The 21662-nt window shown below is 32.7% G+C and carries 23 protein-coding genes; 21 read left to right on the forward strand and 2 right to left on the reverse strand.

Translation table 11 applies throughout. From position 1 onward, the window contains the following. The first annotated feature begins 170 nt into the window (after positions 1-170). The 17 genes from CUL_RS0105890 (at position 171) to hag (ending at position 13755) form a co-directional block, all read left to right on the forward strand. Positions 171-725 carry a sigma-70 family RNA polymerase sigma factor gene (locus tag CUL_RS0105890; RefSeq protein WP_025640796.1) on the forward strand — a complete coding sequence of 185 codons (555 nt, stop codon included), beginning with the start codon at positions 171-173 and terminating at the stop codon, positions 723-725. A gap of 40 nt (positions 726-765) precedes the next feature. After that, a complete protein-coding gene (locus tag CUL_RS0105895) occupies positions 766-987 on the forward strand; it encodes a DUF1659 domain-containing protein (protein ID WP_005584557.1) in 222 nt (73 codons plus the stop codon). A 34-nt stretch (positions 988-1021) separates the two neighbouring features. After that, positions 1022-1240 carry a DUF2922 domain-containing protein gene (locus tag CUL_RS0105900; RefSeq protein ID WP_005584556.1) on the forward strand — a complete coding sequence of 73 codons (219 nt, stop codon included), beginning with the start codon at positions 1022-1024 and terminating at the stop codon, positions 1238-1240. Positions 1241-1375: 135 nt separating this feature from the next. Then, positions 1376-1519 (forward strand): YvrJ family protein, encoded by a 144-nt coding sequence (locus CUL_RS18345; RefSeq protein WP_005584555.1) that lies wholly within the window; start codon positions 1376-1378, stop codon positions 1517-1519. 62 nt (positions 1520-1581) lie between these two features. After that, the gene (locus CUL_RS16770) at positions 1582-2217 is read left to right on the forward strand and encodes a hypothetical protein (protein WP_025640797.1); all 636 of its coding nucleotides are present in this window, start codon (positions 1582-1584) and stop codon (positions 2215-2217) included. Between the two features lie 88 nt (positions 2218-2305). Continuing rightward, positions 2306-4519, forward strand: a complete 2214-nt coding sequence (recD2, locus tag CUL_RS0105915; RefSeq protein ID WP_025640798.1) for an SF1B family DNA helicase RecD2 — start codon at positions 2306-2308, stop codon at positions 4517-4519. A gap of 10 nt (positions 4520-4529) precedes the next feature. Then, positions 4530-5195 carry a ComF family protein gene (locus CUL_RS17940; RefSeq protein WP_005584552.1) on the forward strand — a complete coding sequence of 222 codons (666 nt, stop codon included), beginning with the start codon at positions 4530-4532 and terminating at the stop codon, positions 5193-5195. A 9-nt stretch (positions 5196-5204) separates the two neighbouring features. After that, positions 5205-5618 (forward strand): TIGR03826 family flagellar region protein, encoded by a 414-nt coding sequence (locus CUL_RS0105925; RefSeq protein WP_005584551.1) that lies wholly within the window; start codon positions 5205-5207, stop codon positions 5616-5618. 77 nt (positions 5619-5695) lie between these two features. After that, entirely contained in the window at positions 5696-5977 is a 282-nt protein-coding gene (flgM, locus tag CUL_RS0105930) for a flagellar biosynthesis anti-sigma factor FlgM (protein ID WP_025640799.1), read from the forward strand. A gap of 12 nt (positions 5978-5989) precedes the next feature. Further along, entirely contained in the window at positions 5990-6460 is a 471-nt protein-coding gene (locus CUL_RS0105935) for a flagellar protein FlgN (RefSeq protein WP_025640800.1), read from the forward strand. Positions 6461-6462: 2 nt separating this feature from the next. Beyond that, on the forward strand, positions 6463-7893 hold the full coding sequence (gene flgK, locus CUL_RS0105940) for a flagellar hook-associated protein FlgK (protein WP_025640801.1): 1431 nt from the start codon (positions 6463-6465) through the stop codon (positions 7891-7893). A 26-nt stretch (positions 7894-7919) separates the two neighbouring features. Then, complete coding sequence (gene flgK / locus CUL_RS0105945; RefSeq protein ID WP_005584547.1) at positions 7920-9377, forward strand: flagellar hook-associated protein FlgK; 1458 nt, start codon at positions 7920-7922, stop codon at positions 9375-9377. Between the two features lie 58 nt (positions 9378-9435). After that, positions 9436-10404: a flagellar hook-associated protein FlgL gene (gene flgL, locus CUL_RS0105950; RefSeq protein ID WP_025640802.1), complete on the forward strand. Its 969-nt coding sequence runs from the start codon at positions 9436-9438 to the stop codon at positions 10402-10404. Positions 10405-10494: 90 nt separating this feature from the next. Further along, positions 10495-10944, forward strand: coding sequence for a flagellar assembly protein FliW (fliW, locus tag CUL_RS0105955; RefSeq protein ID WP_025640803.1), 450 nt, complete (start codon positions 10495-10497; stop codon positions 10942-10944). A gap of 2 nt (positions 10945-10946) precedes the next feature. Next, the gene (gene csrA / locus CUL_RS0105960) at positions 10947-11177 is read left to right on the forward strand and encodes a carbon storage regulator CsrA (RefSeq protein WP_025640804.1); all 231 of its coding nucleotides are present in this window, start codon (positions 10947-10949) and stop codon (positions 11175-11177) included. A gap of 16 nt (positions 11178-11193) precedes the next feature. Beyond that, positions 11194-12771 carry a response regulator gene (locus CUL_RS0105965; RefSeq protein WP_025640805.1) on the forward strand — a complete coding sequence of 526 codons (1578 nt, stop codon included), beginning with the start codon at positions 11194-11196 and terminating at the stop codon, positions 12769-12771. 117 nt (positions 12772-12888) lie between these two features. Then, a complete protein-coding gene (hag, locus tag CUL_RS0105970; RefSeq protein WP_025640806.1) occupies positions 12889-13755 on the forward strand; it encodes a flagellin Hag in 867 nt (288 codons plus the stop codon). Positions 13756-14416: 661 nt separating this feature from the next. Here hag and CUL_RS0105975 read toward each other — a convergent pair. Beyond that, positions 14417-15466, reverse strand: a complete 1050-nt coding sequence (locus CUL_RS0105975) for a hypothetical protein (RefSeq protein ID WP_025640807.1) — start codon at positions 15464-15466, stop codon at positions 14417-14419. A gap of 152 nt (positions 15467-15618) precedes the next feature. Here CUL_RS0105975 and CUL_RS0105980 point away from each other — a divergent pair, with 152 nt between their 5' ends. Genes CUL_RS0105980 through pseC form a run of 4 tightly spaced genes read left to right on the forward strand, consistent with a single transcriptional unit; the run spans position 15619 to position 20360 of the window. Then, a complete protein-coding gene (locus CUL_RS0105980) occupies positions 15619-16245 on the forward strand; it encodes a DUF8042 domain-containing protein (RefSeq protein ID WP_025640808.1) in 627 nt (208 codons plus the stop codon). After that, positions 16232-18112: a motility associated factor glycosyltransferase family protein gene (locus CUL_RS0105985; RefSeq protein WP_025640809.1), complete on the forward strand. Its 1881-nt coding sequence runs from the start codon at positions 16232-16234 to the stop codon at positions 18110-18112. The genes CUL_RS0105980 and CUL_RS0105985 overlap by 14 nt, the downstream gene beginning before the upstream one ends. Beyond that, positions 18112-19152, forward strand: coding sequence for a UDP-N-acetylglucosamine 4,6-dehydratase (inverting) (gene pseB, locus CUL_RS0105990; protein ID WP_025640810.1), 1041 nt, complete (start codon positions 18112-18114; stop codon positions 19150-19152). Before CUL_RS0105985 ends, pseB begins: the two co-directional genes overlap by 1 nt. Positions 19153-19166: 14 nt before the next feature. After that, positions 19167-20360, forward strand: coding sequence for a UDP-4-amino-4,6-dideoxy-N-acetyl-beta-L-altrosamine transaminase (pseC, locus tag CUL_RS0105995; protein WP_025640811.1), 1194 nt, complete (start codon positions 19167-19169; stop codon positions 20358-20360). Between the two features lie 216 nt (positions 20361-20576). On the opposite strand, the gene CUL_RS0106000 is transcribed toward pseC, so the two are convergent. Next, positions 20577-21608, reverse strand: a complete 1032-nt coding sequence (locus CUL_RS0106000) for an IS6 family transposase (protein WP_025640812.1) — start codon at positions 21606-21608, stop codon at positions 20577-20579. Between the last annotated feature and the right edge of the window lie 54 nt (positions 21609-21662).

The raw sequence follows: 21662 nt of genomic DNA on the forward strand, positions 1-21662 counted from the left end.
TTAAAGAACTCTTCAACAATTTAAAGGGTCAAGGATTATTTCCTTGGCCCTTTTTTCAATTGTACACTATGTATTATACAAACTCTTCCTTTTACTAATTCTCTATTTTCAAGCTAATATAAACTTACCTAGGAAATATGGAAGGCGCCTTCCTCTATGGAGGAAGAAATATGTATAATGAGATAGAAAGGCTACTATTACTGAGTAAAAGAGGCAATAAGGAAGCAAAAGAAACCCTATTATTGAAACTTAATCCTTTAATAATTAGCTCTATTAGAAGATATTACAATAGGATAGACCAGTACGACGATTTGATCCAAGAAGGCTATGAAACAATCCTTCAGGCCATTGAAAATTATGACCCAAATAGGGGAGTCAAGTTTTTAGGATATGTCAAGGCCATGTTAAGGTATGGATACCTTGAAAAACATAGGGAGAAGCAATTCCTTTCCTTGAATGAACCATTAGATGAAGGAGAATTTATAGACCTATTAGAAGGGAATGAAGAGGAACCAACAGATATTATAATAAAAAGAGAAGAGATCAAAATATTACTAAAAAGTCTAAACTGCCTTACGGAAAGACAAAGACAGGTGGTAGTAGAGTATTATATAAATAGGCTGTCCATAGATGAAATAGCTGATAAATTAGGAATATCCTATAGGACTGTAGTCAATACCAAAACCCAAGGATTGAATAAATTAAGGAAATGGATAGTAAAATAATCCACCTTCTTCTATATAAGGATTAGAGGGAGGTGAGAAGATGGCAGTCGTTGATATTAAAGAAAATGTTAGGCTAAAATTGGAGCTAGACGGCGGTATGGATGGGAATAGACAGATAATAAAATCTAAAATCCTTTCCAAGGTAAAGCCAACAGTAGAAAACGAAGACCTATATTCCGTAGCCCAATCTCTTGCAAGCCTTCAAACTTTGCCTTTGTTCAAAGTTAAGAGGCTAGAGGAAATTGAACTAAAGGAGGAATAATCTAAACCCAAAAAATTCATAAGGAGGTGATTAGATGGAGAAATCTAAATTAGAAATGGAGTTTAAAGACGAAACGGGGAAGAAGTTCACCATATCTATAGATGACCCTAGAGAAGACCTTACAGAAGTAGAAGTAAGGGCTGCAATGGATGAAATAGTCAATAGAAATATATTCTTCACTGCAACTGGAGAAATAGTAGCCGCAGAAGGTGCTAGATTTATCACTACAACAATAGAAGAACTAGCAATTTAGTCAATTGTAGGGGCAGACATATTGGTCTGCCCCTAGGTATTATCATATCCGATAAATAAGTTCCATTTATGGTGCCACCATTTATGGTGCCAGGCACCAGAAAAGGAACTTATTATAAAGAAAGGAGAGGCTAATATGGAAGAAATTTATACCCATATAGCAAATTTAGGATTCCCTATTGTAATTTCCATCTATTTATTGGTTCGAATAGAGGGAAAGCTAAATATGCTAACGGAAAGTATAAATGAGCTTTCCAAAGCGATAGCAGGGATTAAATAGGAAAATCCCCTTCTTGACACAGAACACATGTTCTGATAAAATATGTCAAGGAGGGGATTTTTATGGATATAGAGAAGATAATCTCTGAAGAACTAGTAGCTTTCCTTCCAGTCTATTTAGCTATGAGGGGGAATTGCACATTATTATTAACCGGCTGTGGAGGAGAATATGAAATTGAAAAAACGGTTAGAACCCTATTAGACCAAATAAGCAAATTCTACTTAATAGATTTAAAAGCTACAAAAAAATATTATGGGGATATATTAAATATTAGAAATTTGACTCCAATTCCTTTTAATAGGGAGAATGTTTTTATACCAATAAAGGTTAGAAAACCCTTATATAAAAATGATGGTTCCTTTGGATATGTAAATCTAAGATATATTAAAAAAACTTTTAAAAAGGAAGATAAGACCATAATCCAATTAACCCGGGGCAAGGCCATAGAATCTCTATCCTCTATAGACACGGTAAATAAGCATATTAAAAATGGACATATAGTCAGAAGGATATTTAACGAAAAGCAAAATATTACTACCATTAATGAAAGGGACCTATATGAAGACTACGACAAACCTGCCACCAAAAAGGACATCGCTTTATTGATAAATGAAATATTAAAGATTAAAAATGATTTTTTACAGGACAAAAATTCGGATTATGATTTGTATAGGGAGAATCCCAGGTCCAAAAGCTAGATCTACAAAATTGTCCATTGTCAATTGACTATTTAGGTTTTCAATATGATATAATAATATCTAACAATATGGATAGAGGGGAATTAGATTGCTAACATTAGAAGGTACTGTAGAAGATATAATATTTAGGAATGAAATAAATGCTTATACAGTGGCAAGTATTAATACTACAGACGGTAAGGCTACTGTTGTAGGTTATATACCGTTTATAAATATAGGGGAAACCATAAAGGTAGAAGGGGAATGGATCTACCACCCAACCTATGGAGAACAGCTGGAAATATCTAACGTCTCCATAGTAGTTCCTTCTACCATAAATGGTATTGAAAAATATTTGTCTTCTGGCCTTATTCCCCATATAGGACCAAAGACTGCAAAGAGAATTGTAGATAAATTTGGAAAGGATGCCTTAGATATTATCCAATATAATCCTGAAAGATTGAAGGAAATAGAAGGAATTGGGGATAAGAAACTGAAACGTATAGTAGAGGCCTTCGAAGAACAAGGAGAATTAAGGGAGATTATGGTCTTTCTCCAGCAATATGGTATAACAGCTAACTATGGAATTAGAATATATAAGAAATATGGAAAGGATACCATTAATATAATTTCTCAAAACCCCTATAAGCTTTCAGAGGACATATTTGGAATTGGTTTTAAAACAGCGGATAAGATTGCACATAATATGGGTATTAGCCTAGAATCTCCCTATAGAATAGAAGGGGGTATTAGGTATGTAATAAATAGATATGCTGGAAGTGGCCATACCTATGTACCAAAAGAAAAATTAATACCTGCCACTTCCGAATTGTTAGGGGTAGAATACAATTTAATAGAAGAAACCCTAAGGGATTTAGCCATAAAGGGCATAATACATATATTGAATATAGCTGATGAAATGAAGGTCTATTATACTCCTTTCCATATAGCAGAAAACAATGTAAGTAGGAAAATAGTAGAACTATCCCGAGTAGAGCTAAAGGATTTTAATGTGGATATAGATAAAACAATTAAAGAAATAGAAGGAGAAGAAGGGATAGATTTTGCAGATAAACAGATAGAAGCAATTAAAGAATCTATAAAGAATGGAATAGTAGTAATTACAGGAGGGCCTGGTACGGGAAAGACTACCATAATTAATGCTATAATTAAAATATTTGAAGAGCAAGGTTTAACGATAAATTTGGCTGCTCCTACAGGAAGAGCAGCCAAAAGGATGACGGAAACTACGGGAATAGAAGCTAAAACTATCCATAGATTATTGGAATACTCCTATATGGAAGAGGAAATGGCCTTTGGTCTTGATGAAGACAGTCCTTTAGATACGGATTTACTCATTATAGATGAAGCATCTATGGTGGATATTTTATTGATGAATAGCCTATTAAAGGCTTTAATTCCAGGGACTAGGCTTATACTAGTGGGAGATGTAGATCAACTACCATCAGTAGGACCAGGAAATGTACTTAAGGACATAATAGGCAGTGGTGTAGTAAAGGTAGTTAAACTAGATGAAATATTTCGCCAAGCAGAAGAGAGTTTAATAGTTGTAAATGCCCATAGGATTAACAAAGGAGAAATGCCTTTGTTAAATGAGAAGGATAAGGATTTTTATTTCATAAGGGAAAATGACCCTAATAATATAGTGAATATAATCCTATCCCTTTGTGAAGAAAGACTGCCTAACTACTATGGAGTAGATCCCCTTAAAGATATTCAGGTATTAACTCCTATGAAGAAAGGTGATGTGGGTATAAATGCATTAAATAAGTATTTACAAAATGTATTGAATCCAAAAGCCTATGGAAAGAAGGAAAAATTATTAGGAGATGAATTATTCCGGGTAGGAGATAAGGTAATGCAGATTAAGAACAATTATACTACAGAATGGGAGATAATAAAAGAAGGGATAGTAGTAGAAAAAGGAGAAGGGGTCTTTAATGGAGATTTTGGAATAATAATGGATATTGATGATGAAGATAGGATTTTAAAAGTGTTATTTGATGATGAAAAGGAAGTAGAATATAAATTCAACCAATTAGATGAACTAAAATTATCCTATGCTACCACAGTCCACAAAAGTCAAGGCAGTGAATTTCCAGTAGTGGTAATGCCCATATACTGGGGACCACCTATGCTACTTACAAGAAATTTATTATATACGGCTATAACTAGGGCTAAAAACTTAGTAGTACTAGTAGGGGAGGAAAGGTATCTAAGGACTATGATAGCTAATAATAGGATTGCTAAAAGATATTCCGGTCTAGACTGTAAAATTAGGAATATATTAACTAGTTTTTAAGGGGGAAGCTATGGAATTTGTCAAAAGTATAAAGGAATTTCTATTTCCTCAGAAATATATTTGCCTATTTTGTAAAGACAATATAGCCATTGATAATGATTATATCTGTGCAAGTTGTAGAGGATTAGTTGAATTTGCCAATAGGGAGATTGATTTGAATCTACCCAATTTAGAGAAGGTCTATTATTCGGTTTTATACAATAGATTTATTAGGGAAAAAATCCATTCCTTTAAATTTGAGGGTAAAAGCTATCTATATAAACCCTTTGGCGAAATCCTCCTATCCACCATTATGGATAAAGGATTGGACAAGAGAATAGATGCCATTATATACGTACCTATCCATAGAAGAAAAGAGGCCTTTAGAGGTTATAACCAATCTCAATTATTAGGAGAATATGTATCTAAAGAATTGAATATCCCTATTTTAAAAAAACATCTTTTTAAAGTTAAATGGACTAAGGACCAGAACAAATTAGGCAGGATTGAAAGGCAAAAAAACCTAAAGGGTTCTTTTAAAACCAATAATATAATGGAGTTTAAAGGTAAAGAAATCCTTTTAATTGACGATATAATTACTACAGGGACTACATTGGAAGAGTGTAGTAAATCCCTTATAGAAAGTGGAGCCAAAAGAATATATGGATTGGCCCTTACTTCTAGTATGAAACTGTGAGGTGAGAATATGGATGTTAGAAACTGCAGCCGTTGCGGTAAGATATATGCCTATGATGGATTTAAAATATGTCTCCATTGTAGAAGGGAAGATGAAAAGGATTTTAAGACCATAAAGGAATATATAGATGGAAATCCTGGAGCCAATATATCAGAAGTGTCAGAAGAAACAGGGGTAGATACTAAAAAGATAATAGAGTTTTTAAGGGAAGGAAGACTAGAAATTAAAGATGAACATAATCTACTCCTTAGCTGTGAAAGATGTGGAGCATCGATAAAGACTGGACGTTTCTGTGAAAAATGTACTGCAGAGATGCAAAAGGAATTTAGACAATCTATTGGCGGAGGTATGGACCCCAAGAGTATTAAAAATGGAAGAGCAAGAGAAAAGATTAGAATTACAGATAGGCGTAGAGAAAGATAATCAAATAAAATTATAGTTAAAGTATCACCCCATTTTACCGATAATAATATTGAATAAGGGAAAATGGGGTGTATTTTATGAAAATAAATAAAACCGATAAGGTATTACAAATCTATAAGGATATGGGGAATAATAAGATAAAACCAAATAGGAATACCTTTGGGAAAGACGAATTAGAAGTTTCTGAAAGGGCCATTGACTATCAGTTTGCAATCAATAAATTAAAAGAAGTACCAGATATAAGGATGGATAAGGTGGGAAGGATTAAAGAGGAAATAAGATCAGGTACCTATAATGTAGAAGGAAAAAAGATTGCGGAAAAAATATATGAAAGTGCCAACTTTGATAGGAAAGTATAATGAGGTGAAAAGATGAGTTTTTCGGAAGAGTTAATGGAGATATTGAAAAGGGAATTGGACATCCTTCTAAGATTAAAGGAGCTAACCTTTAATAAGACCGATATAATCATAAATGACCAGGTGGAAGAGCTGGAAGAGATAATTAAAAAGGAAGAGGAACTGATAAATATAATGGCAAATACTGAAGAAGAAAGGATTAACCTTATGGATATTTGGGGAGTGGATATAAACACCCCATTATCGGAAGTAATTCAAAAGATTCCAGAAGGAAGGGAAGATCTCGCTTATATAGGAGAGGAATTATCTAAATCCTTGGAAGAAATTCAAAGTAGAAATAATATTAACAGTCAACTTATTAACGAAAATTTACAATGGCTAGATTTCAATATGAATCTACTTACCAACGCTTATACTCCTACTACCTATGGTAAGGGGAAAAAGGGAAAAGAAGCCAAAAACAGCTTATTTGATAGGAAGGTGTAAACATGAGTTTTGGAGGACTATATATTTCCATATCGGGAATTAATGCAAATAAAAAGGCTTTAGACACAGTATCTCATAATATTGCCAATGTTAATAACCCAAACTATGTGCGGCAGGGAGCGATCCATGCAGAAAGCCGTTATTCTACCAATACCATTACAAGATATCAAATGGGGTCAGGGGTGGATGTACAACAGATTAGACAGATACGAGATGAGTTTTTAGATGCCAAACTACGGAGGGAAATGGCAACCTTTGGATACTATAAGACTAAATCGGAAATACTCAATGAGATTGAAGTAATATTTAATGAAATAACCAATAGTGGCCTACAGGAGGTAATGGATGATTTTTGGGATGGCTGGTCAGAACTATATAAGGAACCAGATAGTTTAACCATAAGAGGACTTCTTCATGAAAAGGCAGTAGCTTTTACCACTACAGTAAACCATATATCAGTCCAATTGGACAATCTGCAATTCAATTTGAATAAGGAAATGTTGATTAAGACGGAGGAAGTAAATTCCTTACTTAAGGAAATAGCGGGATTAAATAACAAGATCAAACTAGCCGAAGGCTATGGTCCCCACATTTCTGCCAACGATTATAGAGATGAGCGTAATGCAGCCTTAGATAGACTATCAGAGCTAATCCCTATTAACTATTATGAAAACAAATATGGTGAAGTCACAGTAACCTTAAATGGGAGAGACTTAATTAATGGGGATTATTTCAATCCTATAGATGTGCAACTAAACCCAAAAGGCCATGGTGAAATTCATTGGTCAGATACAGGAGAGCCTATAGATCTAAAAGGACTAGGTGAACTAGGAGGCTATATAGATGCCAGGGATAAGGTAGTAGTGGAATATAGAGAAAGGCTGAATATTTTAGTGGGAACTATAGCTAAGGCCATTAACGATGTACACCAACAAGGTACTGGCTTAGATGGCAGTATAGGTGTAAAGTTTTTTGATTTTGAAGATGATGACCCTGCAGCCACAATAAAAGTAAATAAGGATTTGGAGGATTTCAATAAAATTGCAGCTGGTAAAACAGGTGCAAAAGGGGATGGGGATATTGCAAAAGAAATATTAGGTTTAAGAGAAGAGCTTTTATTTAATAATTACGAATTTGGAAAATATGTAGAACCAGGTGAAGATGGCACTATGACTATAGACAGTTTCTACCGAGACTTAATTCTAAACCTAAGTCTAGAAAGGGAACAAGCAAGGGATATGGTCTTAAACCAAGTTATGCTAATAAACCAAATAGACGGAAGACGACAGGAAATATCCTCCGTATCTCTAGACGAAGAAATGGCAAACATGCTAAAATATCAACACTCTTATATAGCTAACTCCAGGGTGATAAATGCTATAGATGAAATGATAGAGACTATTGTTAATAGATTGGGGATAGTTGGAAGATAAAATTTTTACGAAGGGACTGAGTAAATATGCATTTTGGTTTTAATACTGCTGTACAAGCTCTGTTAGCAAGCCAAAGGTCTTTATATATAACCAATCATAATATAAGCAATATGAATACAGAAGGCTATTCAAGACAACAAGGGGCTCAAAGAGCTACAAGCCCTTACAATTTACCAGGGATAGGCTATCTAGGTACAGGGACTGAAATATATGATATAGCTAGAGTAAGGGATTCCTATGTAGACTTTAAATATTGGAATGAAAACGCTCCAAAAGGTGAATGGCTAATTAAGAGAGATACCCTATCTGAAATAGAAAAGCTATTTGGAGAGCCTTCTAAAAGTAGCTTTAGACAGTACTTAGACGATTTTTATACTGCATTAGATAATATGAGCAAAAACCCTTCCGATTTTTCCTACAGAGAACCAGTAAGGGAAAATGCTCTAGCCTTTACTAAACATATAAATGAATCGGCAGTGAGACTGGAAGAATTAAAGAAAGAGACGGAAGTTTCCATAGATACTAAAATAAGAAAGATAAATAGTATAGCATCTCAAATTTCCTCTTTAAACAGGCAGATCTACTCCAACGAATTAGACGGTAGACAAGCCAATGATCTGAGGGATAGAAGGGATTTGTTAGTAGATGAATTATCCCAAATAATAAATGTAAAAGTAGATGAATCCAAGGATGGTAAATTTAGAGTAAATATAAGCGGCGTGTCCTTAGTAGACCATACAGATGTAAATGTTATAGAATCGTATACAGATGATAAGGATAATATAGGAGTAAAATGGAACAATGGTAGTACTGTAAACCTAAGGTCTGGTGAACTAAAAGGATTATTAGATTTATATAATGGAGATGGAAAAGATAATAGTTATAGGGGAATACCCTATTATCAGAGGAAGCTAAACGATTTTGCTTTAGGATTTGCAGAGGCTTTTAATGAGCAGCATAGGGAAGGTTATAAACTAGATTCGGATCAAAGGGGAGAGAATTTCTTTGATTTCGACCCATCAAAAGCTGCAGCAACTATAACTTTACATGAGAGTATACTGACTGACCTAAGAAATATTGCAGCAGCAGAAGATTCTCCTGGCAATGCAGAGGACAATAGAAATTTATTGAAATTAATATCTCTAAGGGATAATGGAGAATTTTTTAAATATAGTAATGGTGATGAAATTATAGGTACAGACGGCAACCCTTTACCCAAAGGAACTCCGGACGATTTCCTAAAATCTATAATTTCCAATCTAGCAGTAGATAGTATGCAAGGTCAAAGAATGTATGACACCCAGAATTTAATCCTTAAAAATATAGAATCAAAAAGAGATTCCATATCAGGAGTGTCCTATGATGAAGAAATGGCTGATATGATAAGATTCCAACATACCTATGTAGCCTCAGCCAGAATGATAACCACCATGGATACCATTATGGATGTGACTATAAATAGATTAGGATTAGTTGGACGTTAGCATGTCAATTGATAATTGACAAAGGACTTTTACCAGTATTAATTAGGATGGTGATAAAATGCGTGTAACAAATAACATGCTAGTAAATAATATGGTTTACAATTTAAATCAAAACCTAAGAACTTTGGAAAAACTCCAATACCAACAATCAACAGGAAAGAAATTTAGAGTGCCCTCAGATGATCCAATAGGAGCAAGTAAATCCTTAAAATTTAATACGGATATATCTAAACTAGAACAATATAAGAGAAATGCCAAGGATGCTATGTCCTGGATGACTGATACAGAAGCAGCTTTAGGAGAAATAGGAGAAGTACTAAAAAGAGCAAGTGAATTAACAATAGATGCTGCTAATGGTACTAAAGAAGGAGAAGATTTAAAGAAAATAAAAGAAGAAATAGATCAGTTAAAAGAACATTTAGTCCAAATCGCCAATACCACTTATGCAGGTAGACATATATTTAGTGGATATAAGACGGATATGCCATTATTGAATGAAGATGGAACATATAATGATGAATTTACTGGAGACTTAGTACTAAATAGTGACGAAATATTTACCTACAATGTAGGAGTATCTGAACAAGTTCAAGTTAATACTGTAGGAATTAAAATTTTTGGTGTTGGGGATATTGATCCTGATGATTTTAAAAGTAGTTTTAACGGGGAGCTAACAGCTAATGATGGAAATCAATCTACTTTAATCAAAGTATTCGAAGATTTATCCGAAGCATTAGAAAACAATGATCCTGATGCCATCCAAGAAGCCATAGGTAATATAGAAAAAAGCCATGAACAAGTCCTAGCAGTCCGAGCAGAAGTGGGAGCTAAGATGAATAGACTTGAATTAACTGAAAAGAAACTGGCAGTCCAAGTCGACAGTGTAAAGGAACTCCTATCCTATAACGAAGATGTGGACATGGCAGAAGTATTCATGCATATAAATACTGCCCAGAATGTATATGTATCTAGCTTAATGACTGGAGCAAAAATAATACAACCCACTTTAGTAGAATTTCTTAGATAATTTATAATGAGCAATTGATAATGGGTAAAGTAAACTTTAGGGCGATCTTTGGTCGCCCAAAACTTATTTATAGAAAGAGGGGAAGATTGAATGATACTAGATACCAAGAACTTTGGAGAAATAGAAATAGATGAAGATAAGATAATCCATTTCCCAGAAGGAATACTGGGATTTGAAGAAGAGAAACAATTTATAATCATAAATAATGAAGACGAAGAAAATCCATTTCACTGGTTTCAATCTATATCTAATCCTGATCTGGCCTTTGTAATAATAAATCCTTTCTTTGCGTACCCTAACTACGATATAATAATCCCTGAAACAGCTCAGGAAAAATTAAAAATTGAAGATGAGAAAGATGTGATAGTATATTCCATCGTAGTGGTTCCGGAGGATATGGAAAAAATGACAGCTAACCTTTTAGGACCAATAATAATTAATGCAAATAAAAAAATAGGGAAACAGGTAATCCTTGATGATGATAGATATACTACAAGACATTATATATTCAAGCAAAGTTTAGAAGATAGGGGTGTATAACTATGCTAATACTTTCAAGAAAAAAAGATGAATCCATAATTATAGATGGAAATATTGAAGTAAAAATTCTAGCCATTGAAGATGGGAAAGTGCAAATAGGTATCGATGCCCCTAAAAACATTGACATTTTTCGGAAAGAATTGTATAAATGTATACAAGAAGAGAATATTGAGGCGGCAAATGTGAAATTAGATATAAATAAAATAAATCAGTTTTTAAAGAAGAAAAAGTAGGATAGGAGGAATAGATTTGGCAGGAGACGGATGCAGCAACTCAGAATATAAAGGACAAGGAAAAGATTGTTGGAAAATACTTATAGTTGATGATGATAATTTTGTTCATGTAATGGTAAAAGAGATTTTAAAAGATTTTAAATTTGAGAATAAATCTTTAACTATATTAAATGCCTATTCTAGCTCAGAAGCATTAAAGATTCTTTCGAATAATAAAGATATTGCATTAGTAATACTAGATGTATATATTGGAGAAAAGACTATAGGCCTTAAACTAACAAAATACATAAGAGAAGCAATCGAAAATTCAGCAGTAAGAATAGTACTTATGACTAGCTCAGAAAATAATAGATTGCAAAAAGATGCTGTATTAAATTACGATATCAATGGTTATGAAGAAAAAACCGACCTATTATCCAAAAAGTTGTACACCATAGTAATTTCTTCCCTTCGATCCTATAGGGACATAATCCATATCAATAATAATAAAAAAGCCATGGAGCAAATAGCTGCTTCTTCTAGCAAACTATTTGAAAAGGATTCTATAAATAATTTCATAACCTCAACTTTTTGCTATTTAAGTACCATAGTTAATTCTTGTATAGAAGATGGAGAATGTCTAGTAGACGGCGTGGCAGCTATCAGATCTTTTGGTGCAAAAGAATTTACAATAATATCAGGCTTTGGTAAATACCAGAACTATATAGGAAGAACTTTATGGGAAACCCTGCCTAAAAAAGATTATACTATGATTAAAAAAACCTATAGTATGAAAGAACATTTAATAACTAAGGATAGTTATATTTCATATTATGATAGCTCTAATGGCATAGAAGGAATAATATTTATGGAGACAAAAGGGAATATGGCCTATATAGATTTAGAAGTCCTAGATATATTTCATAAAAATATAGTTGCTGCCTTTGAAAGTCTATGCGTAAATAAGGAAATAGAAGAAACCCAAAGAGAAATATTATATATCCTAGGAGAGTTAACAGAAGCCCGTTCAGAAGAAACAGGCAATCATGTAAAAAGAGTCTCCAAATATAGCCGAATACTAGCAGAAAAATATGGCCTATCCAAAAGGGAAATCATGCTTATAACCATGGCAGCTCCTATCCATGATGTAGGAAAGGTAGGAATTTCCGATAGTATACTCATGAAACCAGGTAAACTAACTTCCGAAGAATTTGAAATAGTAAAAACCCATACCATCATAGGATATAATTTGCTGAAAGGCTCTAATAGAGAAATACTAAAATCTGCAGCCATCATAGCCCACGAACACCATGAACGATACGATGGCAAAGGCTATCCAAGAGGTCTTAAAGAAGATGAAATCCATATATTTGGGCGCATAGTAGGAGTAGCCGACGTGTTCGACGCCCTAGGTTCCCCAAGAGTATACAAAAAAGCTTGGGTAATGAACGATATCCTAAAATATTTTAAAGAAGAAAAAGGTAAACACTTTGATCCAGACTTGGTAGATATTCTATTCGACAATTTAGACGAATTTATTCAAATAAAAGAAAAATTTTCTGATAAAAATGCTAAAGTTATTGGACAAACATCCGATAATAATATTGAGAAGTAAAACTTCTCAAATTTGTGAATTAAAAATAAAACCACGTGGTATTAATTCACAATTCCGTCAACAAAGTTGACAGCTGGCATGGATGCCAAATACAAAAAATTCAAGGAGGAATTTATAATGAGAATTAACAACAACATTATGGCTATGAACGCCAACAGACAATTAGGAATCAATAACTCAGGAACTGCTAAATCCCTAGAGAAACTATCCTCAGGATTTAGAGTAAACAGAGCTGGAGACGACGCAGCAGGACTATCCATCTCAGAAAAAATGAGAGCACAAATCAGAGGACTAAATATGGCCTCAAAAAATGCTCAAGATGGTATTTCACTAATTCAAACAGCTGAAGGTGCATTAGACGAAGTTCACTCAATTCTTCAAAGAATGAGAGAACTAGCAGTACAATCAGCAAATGATACTAATATGACTGAAGTAGATAGACAAGCTATGCAAGCCGAAGTAAATCAACTGTTAGAAGAAATTAGTGGTATAGCTGGTAGAACTGAATTTAATACTCAGAAACTATTAGATGGTACTTTTACAGGGAAGAAATTCCACATAGGTGCAAATAGTGGTCAAAGCATGACGGTTACGATTGATAAGATGACTGTTAGTGGTCTAGGATTAAATGGTTTGTATGTAGAAGATTTGGAAACTTTGAGTGGTAGCCAATTGTCAGGAAAAGGAGCTTTATTATCACAAAATTCAGCAGATGCAGCAATCACAACAATCAACGATGCTATAAACCAAGTTTCTACACAAAGATCAGCATTAGGTGCTATCCAAAATCGTCTAGAGCATACAGTTAAAAACTTAGACAATGCTGCTGAAAATCTACAAGCTGCAGAGTCTAGAATCAGAGACGTAGACATGGCTAAAGAAATGATGGAGTTTACAAAACAAACAATATTACAACAAGCAGCTACTGCAATGTTGGCTCAATCAAATAGCGTTCCTCAGACGGTATTGCAGTTATTAAGATAAGCAGATAGCCAAAATTTTTAATTTTGTGCTAGTCGCTTACTCAGCAGCTGAAAGAAGCTGAGTTACCTTTAAGTTTTAAGAAGATAAGAGGAAGGTTATAAAGGGTCCCTCAAAGGGCAACCTTTGAGAGAAAATTGGGTGAATTGCTGGGAACTCCTAAAGCTTTGCTTCCTACAACAGAACCTGAAAAGGTATATGTGAAAGGCCAAAAAAAGCAAAGATAGAACAATGGACAATCAGCAGCCAAGCTCCTGTTCCGAAAGGATGGAGAAGGTTCAACGACTAGGATGTACCACCTAAGCAATTTATAATTAAAAATTGTATGGTGATGAGATCCATAGGGAAGAGGTATCCCGAAGTGCCCAACAACCGTTTTGATTCAATATAATATATAAATATAATATATCATTGATAACGGTTGAAGATATAGTCTGGCAATTATTGAAAGATAATTGATGGTCCGCAATCAAACCAAGTACCTCAAACAGTATTACAATTATTAAGATAAGCAGTGAACCAATTTTAGCGTTTTTATAAAATTGAGCGAGTTGCTTACTCAACGACCAAAGGGAGTCGAGTTACCTTTAGGTCTTGAGAAGATAAATAGAAACAAAAAAAGTCAGGGGATTTTTCCTCTGACTTCTTTATTTATATAAGTTAATTAAATCTTTCCTTCCTCTTTCATTCTTTTTACTTTATCATAAAGGCCATAGTATGGTCTATTCAAACAAGAAGCAATTTCTGTATAGTTATATCCTTTCCTATGTAATTCAATAATTTTATCTTCTTCATAACTGGAATAACTTATATCTTTTGCAATCTTATTAGCCAATTTTATATTCCTATACTTATATTTTTTTGAATATCTCTTTTTAGTTTCCGTTAGTTTTTTATCTACATCTATTTTATATCCCATGCAAGGAATTTGTTCTACATAAGGTTTTACTATATTAATGAAGGAATATACCTCATTAATTTTATTAATTTTTAAAATATAATTGCTACCATCTTTTCTTTTAGATAATTTAAATTTTATATTAAAGGTATTTTGTATATGTTTTTTTAATAGTAGGTTTTCCTCTTTTGTAAAGCTTTGACTATATAAAGCTATTTGGGGGAATAAGGTGATATTTTTATTATATTTATAATTATTAATAACAAGACTTCCGTCATCCATATATAAACAAGCTAATCCTATAGGATGATTTAAAAGATTTAAACCTTCTTTAGGAAGAATCTTTTTGCCATTTGGATAAAATAAGTTATATAAATCTGTGTATATTGGATGTGAAGGGGAATATATAGACCCATCCCTTTTAATTTTAAAATCTAAGTTTTTTAGCATCCTTACTTTCCATTGCCTATATTCTCTTTGACTAGGACCAGTACTTTCTCTATAAGAAGCATTTTTACTTCTACCATAAATAGATAGTGTCCCATCACCTATCAAACTGCCAATTATAATATTTCTTTCAATATTTGACATTTCATAAACTTTATAGCTATTTGCCTGTTGTATTTTCCTATGTTTTTGCATGTTTTTATAAATTTTATCCATATATTCTTCACTTTTTTTAATACCAAGCCGTGAGGCTTTAGTTTTAAGAGCAGGTTCGGATATACCTAATTTTTTAGATAATATATCATTATCAGAATCTGGATATTCATCTTTGATAATTTGAATCATCTTATTAGTATAAAAGGTAGTCAAGACTCCACCTCCATAAAACATACATTCGATAACATTATAACATATTTTAGTTTAGTGTGAAAGATAAAAAATAATCGTATAATTAATTTTAAACATAAAAAAACCTCGAACTTTGCCGATAATATATATAGACTATTTTTGGAGGTAGTTTAATGATAATACATATATTAGATAAAACTTTAGAATATGAAAACAAAAAAGATATCCTTGACACTATGTTTAAAGAAATCAATGACATAGTAAGTGGTACAAACCTTATTTTTAGCCATCTGGTAATAGATGATTTAGAAGTATATGATGATTTCTATGATTATTTCCTGGACAATATCAAAAATATAGAAGAAGTAATAGTAGTAACTAAAACTATAAAGAAAATGTCAGAAGAAATTTTACTATCTACCGTAGACTATTTAGAAAGAGCAATTCCAGAAATTGAAATACTATCAAATGAATTCTATAAAACTCCATCAAGAGAATCTTGGAAGAAATTGATGGATTTAATAGAAGGCATCAAATGGATAATGGATACTTTTGCAGCCATTGATTCCAATGAGCAATTGAAAAATATCGTCAATAGCTATGAAGAATGGAATATCTATGCAAAAGATATATATGAACTTAATGAACTAATAATAGAATTTGAAGAAATTCTAGAAAACAGTGACTTTGTTTCCACTGCAGATATACTATCATATGAAATAATTCCTTTATTTAATAATATGAAGGAGAAATTATTAAAGCTAATTTCAGAAGAGGTGGAAATAAATGATATTGATTGATAATATAAACATCTTAAAATCCGCCTATCCTAGTATATGGAATAGGCTAAAACCTTTAGAAGATACTATGAATAATTCCCTACTCCAAGTAGAAGAAACAAGAAGAGGAGATAAAACTATATCTATAGAAAAAGGTGATAAAAAACTTTATCTTCATAGTAAATATAATCCTATTAGAGAAGCAGAAGCTATTATAGAAGAATATGAGGGAATGGAACCAGATACAACGGTAATCTTCTATGGCACAGGATTAGGATACCATATAGATCTGTTTTTACAAAAACATCCAGATGTAAACTACTATATATATGAACCAATACCAGAACTATTATATATTTATTTATCCAATAATTCTTTAAGGAGATTACCTTCATTAAAATTGAAAGATATAATTTTAGCTGATAATGAGTTAGATATTAAAAAATTTTTTAATCAATTAGTTGACAAAACAAATGACAAATTTATACATATTGTTTTAAATAGCCATAGAAATATATTTACTAAAGAATACAATGAGTTCTTAGAATTATTCAAAGAAACCATAAAGGATAAAAAAATAAGTATCGGTACCAATCTAGCCTTCCAGGAAAGATGGATATTAAACAGTATGAAAAACTTTAAAGAAGTATTAAATACTCCCAATATCCTATTAGAAAAGAAAGGCGCATTTAAAAGCAAACCTGCCATACTGGTAGCAGCAGGGCCTTCGTTAAATGAAGAGATAGAGAACTTAAAACAGATAAAAGAGAAGGGCCTAGCCTATATATTTAGTGTTGGTTCAGCTATTAATACATTGATCCATAACAATATATATCCAGATGCAGCCACTACTTATGATCCCGGTAAATTTAATCATAATGTATTTAAAAGAGTCAAGGAAAAAGGGATAAAGGATATTCCCATGATATTTGGTTCAAGCGTTGGATATGAAACCTTAATTGATTATCCTGGGAAGAAATATCATATGATAACGAGCCAAGATACGGTTTCTAATTACTATTTAAAGAATAAGGACGAAGATTCCATATGCATAGTTCACGATGCTCCATCTATTGCAGTGGTAACGGTGCAGCTATTGTATGAACTTGGTTTTAATCCTATAATATTGGTAGGACAGAATTTAGCTTATAAGGGGAAAAAACGTCACTCAGAAGGGATATCCTATAGTAAGGATGTTACAGATAAAGAAATAGAAAAAGGTATTTGGGTTAAGGATGTATATGGCAATGAAGTTTTGACCAATGAAGGCTATAATAACATGAGGATGCAGATGGAGTATTATATAAAAACCCTACCAAATATAGAAGTGATAAATACTACTAAAGGTGGGGCTCATATAGAGGGGGCAGATTTTAAAGAGCTATCAGCAGTTATGGAAGAACTCTTAAAGGAAAAGGTTGTTGAAGATGATTGGATAGAAGGAAATAAAACTCAGTACGATAAAGAATATCTAAAGAACCAATCAGAAAAAATGGACAGGGCTTATAGAAGAGCTTTAAAACTTATGGACGAGTATTACGATATATTAAATACCATTGAAAGGCTGATTAAGAATCAAAACTTTAATCAAGCGGAAAAAACTTATTTAAAATTGGATAAAGCTCTGAGGAAAATAGAGAGAAATGATTATTTTATGACTTTTATTTTACCAATGAATAGAGTACAATATGAGCTTTTAGCTAATAGTATAGATAGCTTAAATGAAGAAAGGAATCCTATAGAAAAGGGTAGGAGGATAGTGGAAAGTTTTAAAAAATTTATGGATTTATGTAAGGAAGATATAGGCAAAATAGATGAGATTTATAGCGAAATTAAAATTAGCATAGAAGAATTTTTAAAAAGTGAGTCAGATAGCGAGGGATTATAATGCTAAATGGTAAAACAATACTTGTAACAGGCGGTACAGGTTCTTTTGGACATAAGTTTGTAGAAATGGTTTTAAAAAAATATAAACCGAAGAAGATAATAATATATTCAAGAGATGAATTTAAACAGGATATGATGAGAAAGAAATTTAAGGAACATAGTAAAGATTTAAGGTTTTTTATAGGAGATGTAAGGGATAAAGACAGATTATATAGAGCTTTTGATGGGGTAGACTATGTAATACATGCAGCTGCGATGAAACAAGTTCCTGCTTGTGAGTATAACCCATTTGAGGCTATAAAGACCAATATACATGGTGCTCAAAATGTTATAGATGCAGCGTTAGATAGAGGAGTTAAGAAGGTTATTGCCTTATCAACTGATAAAGCTGTAAATCCTATAAATTTATACGGTGGATCTAAGCTAGTATCGGACAAGCTATTTATATCTGCTAATGCCTATTCTGGTGGAAAGGGTACAAGATTTGCAGTAGTTAGATATGGGAATGTAGCAGGAAGTCGTGGCTCAGTAATACCTTTTTTTAAACAGCTTATAGAAGCGGGAGAAAGAAAACTACCTATAACAGATTTTCGCATGACAAGATTTTGGATAACATTGGAAGAAGGTGTAGAATTAGTATTTAAGGCATTAGATGAAGCAAAAGGTGGAGAAACATATATTTCAAAAATACCTTCATTTAAAATTACCGATTTAGCCAAAGCTATGAATCCAAATGCAATATTAGAAGAGGTAGGTATCAGAGAAGGAGAAAAACTCCATGAAGTAATGATTACAAAAGATGATTCAAGGATGACCTATGAATATGATAAACACTATATTGTATATCCACATTTTGACTGGTGGAGTTCAGAAAGACATTTTACCAATGGTGGAAGACTAATAGAAGATGGATTTGAATACAATTCAGGAACCAATAGAGAATGGCTAAACGTTGAATGTTTGAGAAAATTACTGATTGAGTTAAATATGATGCCTCTTGTTGAGAATATTGAAGAAGTGGAGATAGCTAGAGAATATTAGAATGGATGATTGATATGAATACATTAGCAATAAATGGTGGAAAGCCTGTAAGAGATACCTACTTACCTTATGGACAACAATGGATAGATGATGAGGATATTGAGGAAGTAGTAAAGGTTCTAAAGTCAGATTTTCTTACCACAGGTCCTAAAATAGAAGAATTTGAAAAAAAATTTGCAAATTATATAGGAGCTAAATATGCAGTAGCAATATCCAACGGGACAGCTGCTTTACATGCTGCTTGTTTTGCAGCAGGTATAAAAGAAGGAGATGAAGTAATAACCACTCCTATAACTTTTGCAGCTTCTGCTAACTGCATATTATATCAAGGTGGAAAACCTGTATTTGCAGACATTGATCCTAAAACCTATAATATAGATATTGAAGATGTTGAAAGAAAGATTACTAAGAAAACAAAGGCAATTATTCCCGTAGATTTTACTGGTCAACCTGTCGATATAGATGCAGTAAATGATATTGCAAAAAAATATGGTTTAATAGTGATTGAAGATGCAGCACATTCTTTTGGGGCAGAGTATAAGGATAAGAAAATTGGCTCGTTAGTAGATATGACTACTTTTAGTTTCCATCCGGTAAAGCATATTACTACTGGAGAAGGTGGTATGATTACTACCAATGATGATGAACTTTATAATAAACTAAAATTGTTTAGAACCCATGGTATAACAAGGGATGAAGAAATATTACATAATAAAGATGAAGGGCCATGGTACTATGAACAATTAGAATTAGGTTATAACTATAGAATGACAGATATTCAAGCAGCCCTTGGCATTAGCCAACTTAATAAAATAGATAAGTTTTTAGAAAGAAGACGGGAAGTAGCCAATAAATATAATGAATATCTTAAAGATATAGATGGAATTATATTACCTTATCAAGAAGAATACACAAAATCTTCTTGGCATTTGTATATAATTCAATTAGAATCAGAAAAGCTAAGAGTAGGAAGAAAACAAATCTACCAAGCTTTACAAGCAGAAAATATTGGAGTAAATGTGCACTATATTCCAGTCTACTATCATCCATATTATAAAAAAATAGGATATGAAAAGGGAATGTGTCCTAATGCTGAAAAATTGTATGATAGAATTATAACTATACCGTTATATCCTGGGATGATAGATAAGGATGTTGAAGATGTTGTAGGCGCTATAGATAAGGTAATAAAATATTATAGAAGGTAGTAATGAATTTATGTAAATAGTTTGGCTTTGTAAACTAAACATGAAAAAATAGCACAATGTTTTATAGAATTGCTTTAAATTACTTTCAATTTCGCCTTGACGATTATAAAAGTCCGCCTTGAGATTGTCAAGGGTAAAATGAACGCGCTAACGCGCGCCCTTGACAATCTCAAGGACGTACATTTGAAAAATATTTTGGCGAAATTAAAGCAAAATTTATGCTACAAGAAGATACTTTTTCTTCTCTCTTTCAGTTAGATTTAATCCAGCAACTTGAGCTGGCGTTAAGCCATTAAGAGATGAATGAGGCCTAACAAAATTATAGAAAAATATGAACATGCTGATTAGGTTGTTGGCTGATTCAAAAGAATTAAAACCTTGCTTAGTCTTATACCAAGCTTTAAATTGATGATGGAAAGACTCTATTAAATTATTAGAAACATCATCTTTAAAGCTTTCAACGCGAATATGTTTAACAGAACTACCTAGCACAGATTTAACTGGTACTTTATAAGCACTATATCGATCGCTAACTATGGCATTAACAGTACCTAAATCTTTAACAGAATTAAGCAAAGCAAAAGCTTGGCTAGAATCTCTATAAGGCGATAAATGAAAACCTAAGACAAAGCGGGTTTCTGAATCTATGATAAACCAAATATAATATTTTTGACCATTGATTTTTACAACAGTTTCGTCAGCATGCCATTCATCTGAATTAAAATCTAACATTGGCATAAGTTCCAAAGAGAGATTATTGAAAAATGGAGCAAATTTCTTACACCAATTGCTAATGGTAGTATGAGAAACCTTAACATTATGGGCTACTCTAAGTATTAGGGCAATATTTCTAAAAGAATTTTTGCCAAGGTAAAACATAGAAAGAGCAGTAACAATTATATGCACAGGATAACGCATACGCTTAAAATCATTCTTCCCAACAAGCTTAGACATAGATGCAGGCAGTATATTGTTAGGTTTAGGAACAAACACAGAATGATTGCACTTTTTATCACAACAACGGTAATTAGAGTAGTATTCATAATCGTGATGAAGAAATGTTGCTTTACCGCAAACAGGGCAACGGGGGTATTTAGGCACCTTTTTAGACGTTGGTCTATCAGGAGCAAATTGGTGATTACATTTACGGCAAAGGTATTTTTGATAACCATCTCTATCTTTGCCATAGCGATAAAAAGAATCTTTATTATTGCATTTTGGGCATTTTATTGGTACAATTTTTTGCATGAGGACTTCATCCTTTCTGGGAGGTATTTGTTTTCTGGCAAAAACATTGTACCA

The sequence above is a fragment of the [Clostridium] ultunense DSM 10521 genome, assembly GCF_000511955.1.
GTDB lineage: Bacteria > Bacillota > Clostridia > Tissierellales > Tepidimicrobiaceae > Schnuerera > Schnuerera ultunensis.

What these genes read in the sequence shown, in the direction of transcription:
- CUL_RS0105890 (WP_025640796.1), top strand. Translation starts at nt 171, where the DNA reads ATGTATAATGAGATAGAAAGGCTACTATTACTGAGTAAAAGAGGCAAT.
- CUL_RS0105895 (WP_005584557.1), top strand. Translation starts at nt 766, where the DNA reads ATGGCAGTCGTTGATATTAAAGAAAATGTTAGGCTAAAATTGGAGCTA.
- CUL_RS0105900 (WP_005584556.1), top strand. Translation starts at nt 1,022, where the DNA reads ATGGAGAAATCTAAATTAGAAATGGAGTTTAAAGACGAAACGGGGAAG.
- CUL_RS18345 (WP_005584555.1), top strand. Translation starts at nt 1,376, where the DNA reads ATGGAAGAAATTTATACCCATATAGCAAATTTAGGATTCCCTATTGTA.
- CUL_RS16770 (WP_025640797.1), top strand. Translation starts at nt 1,582, where the DNA reads ATGGATATAGAGAAGATAATCTCTGAAGAACTAGTAGCTTTCCTTCCA.
- CUL_RS17940 (WP_005584552.1), top strand. Translation starts at nt 4,530, where the DNA reads ATGGAATTTGTCAAAAGTATAAAGGAATTTCTATTTCCTCAGAAATAT.
- CUL_RS0105925 (WP_005584551.1), top strand. Translation starts at nt 5,205, where the DNA reads ATGGATGTTAGAAACTGCAGCCGTTGCGGTAAGATATATGCCTATGAT.
- flgM (WP_025640799.1), top strand. Translation starts at nt 5,696, where the DNA reads ATGAAAATAAATAAAACCGATAAGGTATTACAAATCTATAAGGATATG.
- CUL_RS0105935 (WP_025640800.1), top strand. Translation starts at nt 5,990, where the DNA reads ATGAGTTTTTCGGAAGAGTTAATGGAGATATTGAAAAGGGAATTGGAC.
- flgK (WP_025640801.1), top strand. Translation starts at nt 6,463, where the DNA reads ATGAGTTTTGGAGGACTATATATTTCCATATCGGGAATTAATGCAAAT.
- flgK (WP_005584547.1), top strand. Translation starts at nt 7,920, where the DNA reads ATGCATTTTGGTTTTAATACTGCTGTACAAGCTCTGTTAGCAAGCCAA.
- flgL (WP_025640802.1), top strand. Translation starts at nt 9,436, where the DNA reads ATGCGTGTAACAAATAACATGCTAGTAAATAATATGGTTTACAATTTA.
- fliW (WP_025640803.1), top strand. Translation starts at nt 10,495, where the DNA reads ATGATACTAGATACCAAGAACTTTGGAGAAATAGAAATAGATGAAGAT.
- csrA (WP_025640804.1), top strand. Translation starts at nt 10,947, where the DNA reads ATGCTAATACTTTCAAGAAAAAAAGATGAATCCATAATTATAGATGGA.
- hag (WP_025640806.1), top strand. Translation starts at nt 12,889, where the DNA reads ATGAGAATTAACAACAACATTATGGCTATGAACGCCAACAGACAATTA.
- CUL_RS0105980 (WP_025640808.1), top strand. Translation starts at nt 15,619, where the DNA reads ATGATAATACATATATTAGATAAAACTTTAGAATATGAAAACAAAAAA.
- CUL_RS0105985 (WP_025640809.1), top strand. Translation starts at nt 16,232, where the DNA reads ATGATATTGATTGATAATATAAACATCTTAAAATCCGCCTATCCTAGT.
- pseB (WP_025640810.1), top strand. Translation starts at nt 18,112, where the DNA reads ATGCTAAATGGTAAAACAATACTTGTAACAGGCGGTACAGGTTCTTTT.
- pseC (WP_025640811.1), top strand. Translation starts at nt 19,167, where the DNA reads ATGAATACATTAGCAATAAATGGTGGAAAGCCTGTAAGAGATACCTAC.
- CUL_RS0106000 (WP_025640812.1), bottom strand. Translation starts at nt 21,608, where the DNA reads ATGCAAAAAATTGTACCAATAAAATGCCCAAAATGCAATAATAAAGAT.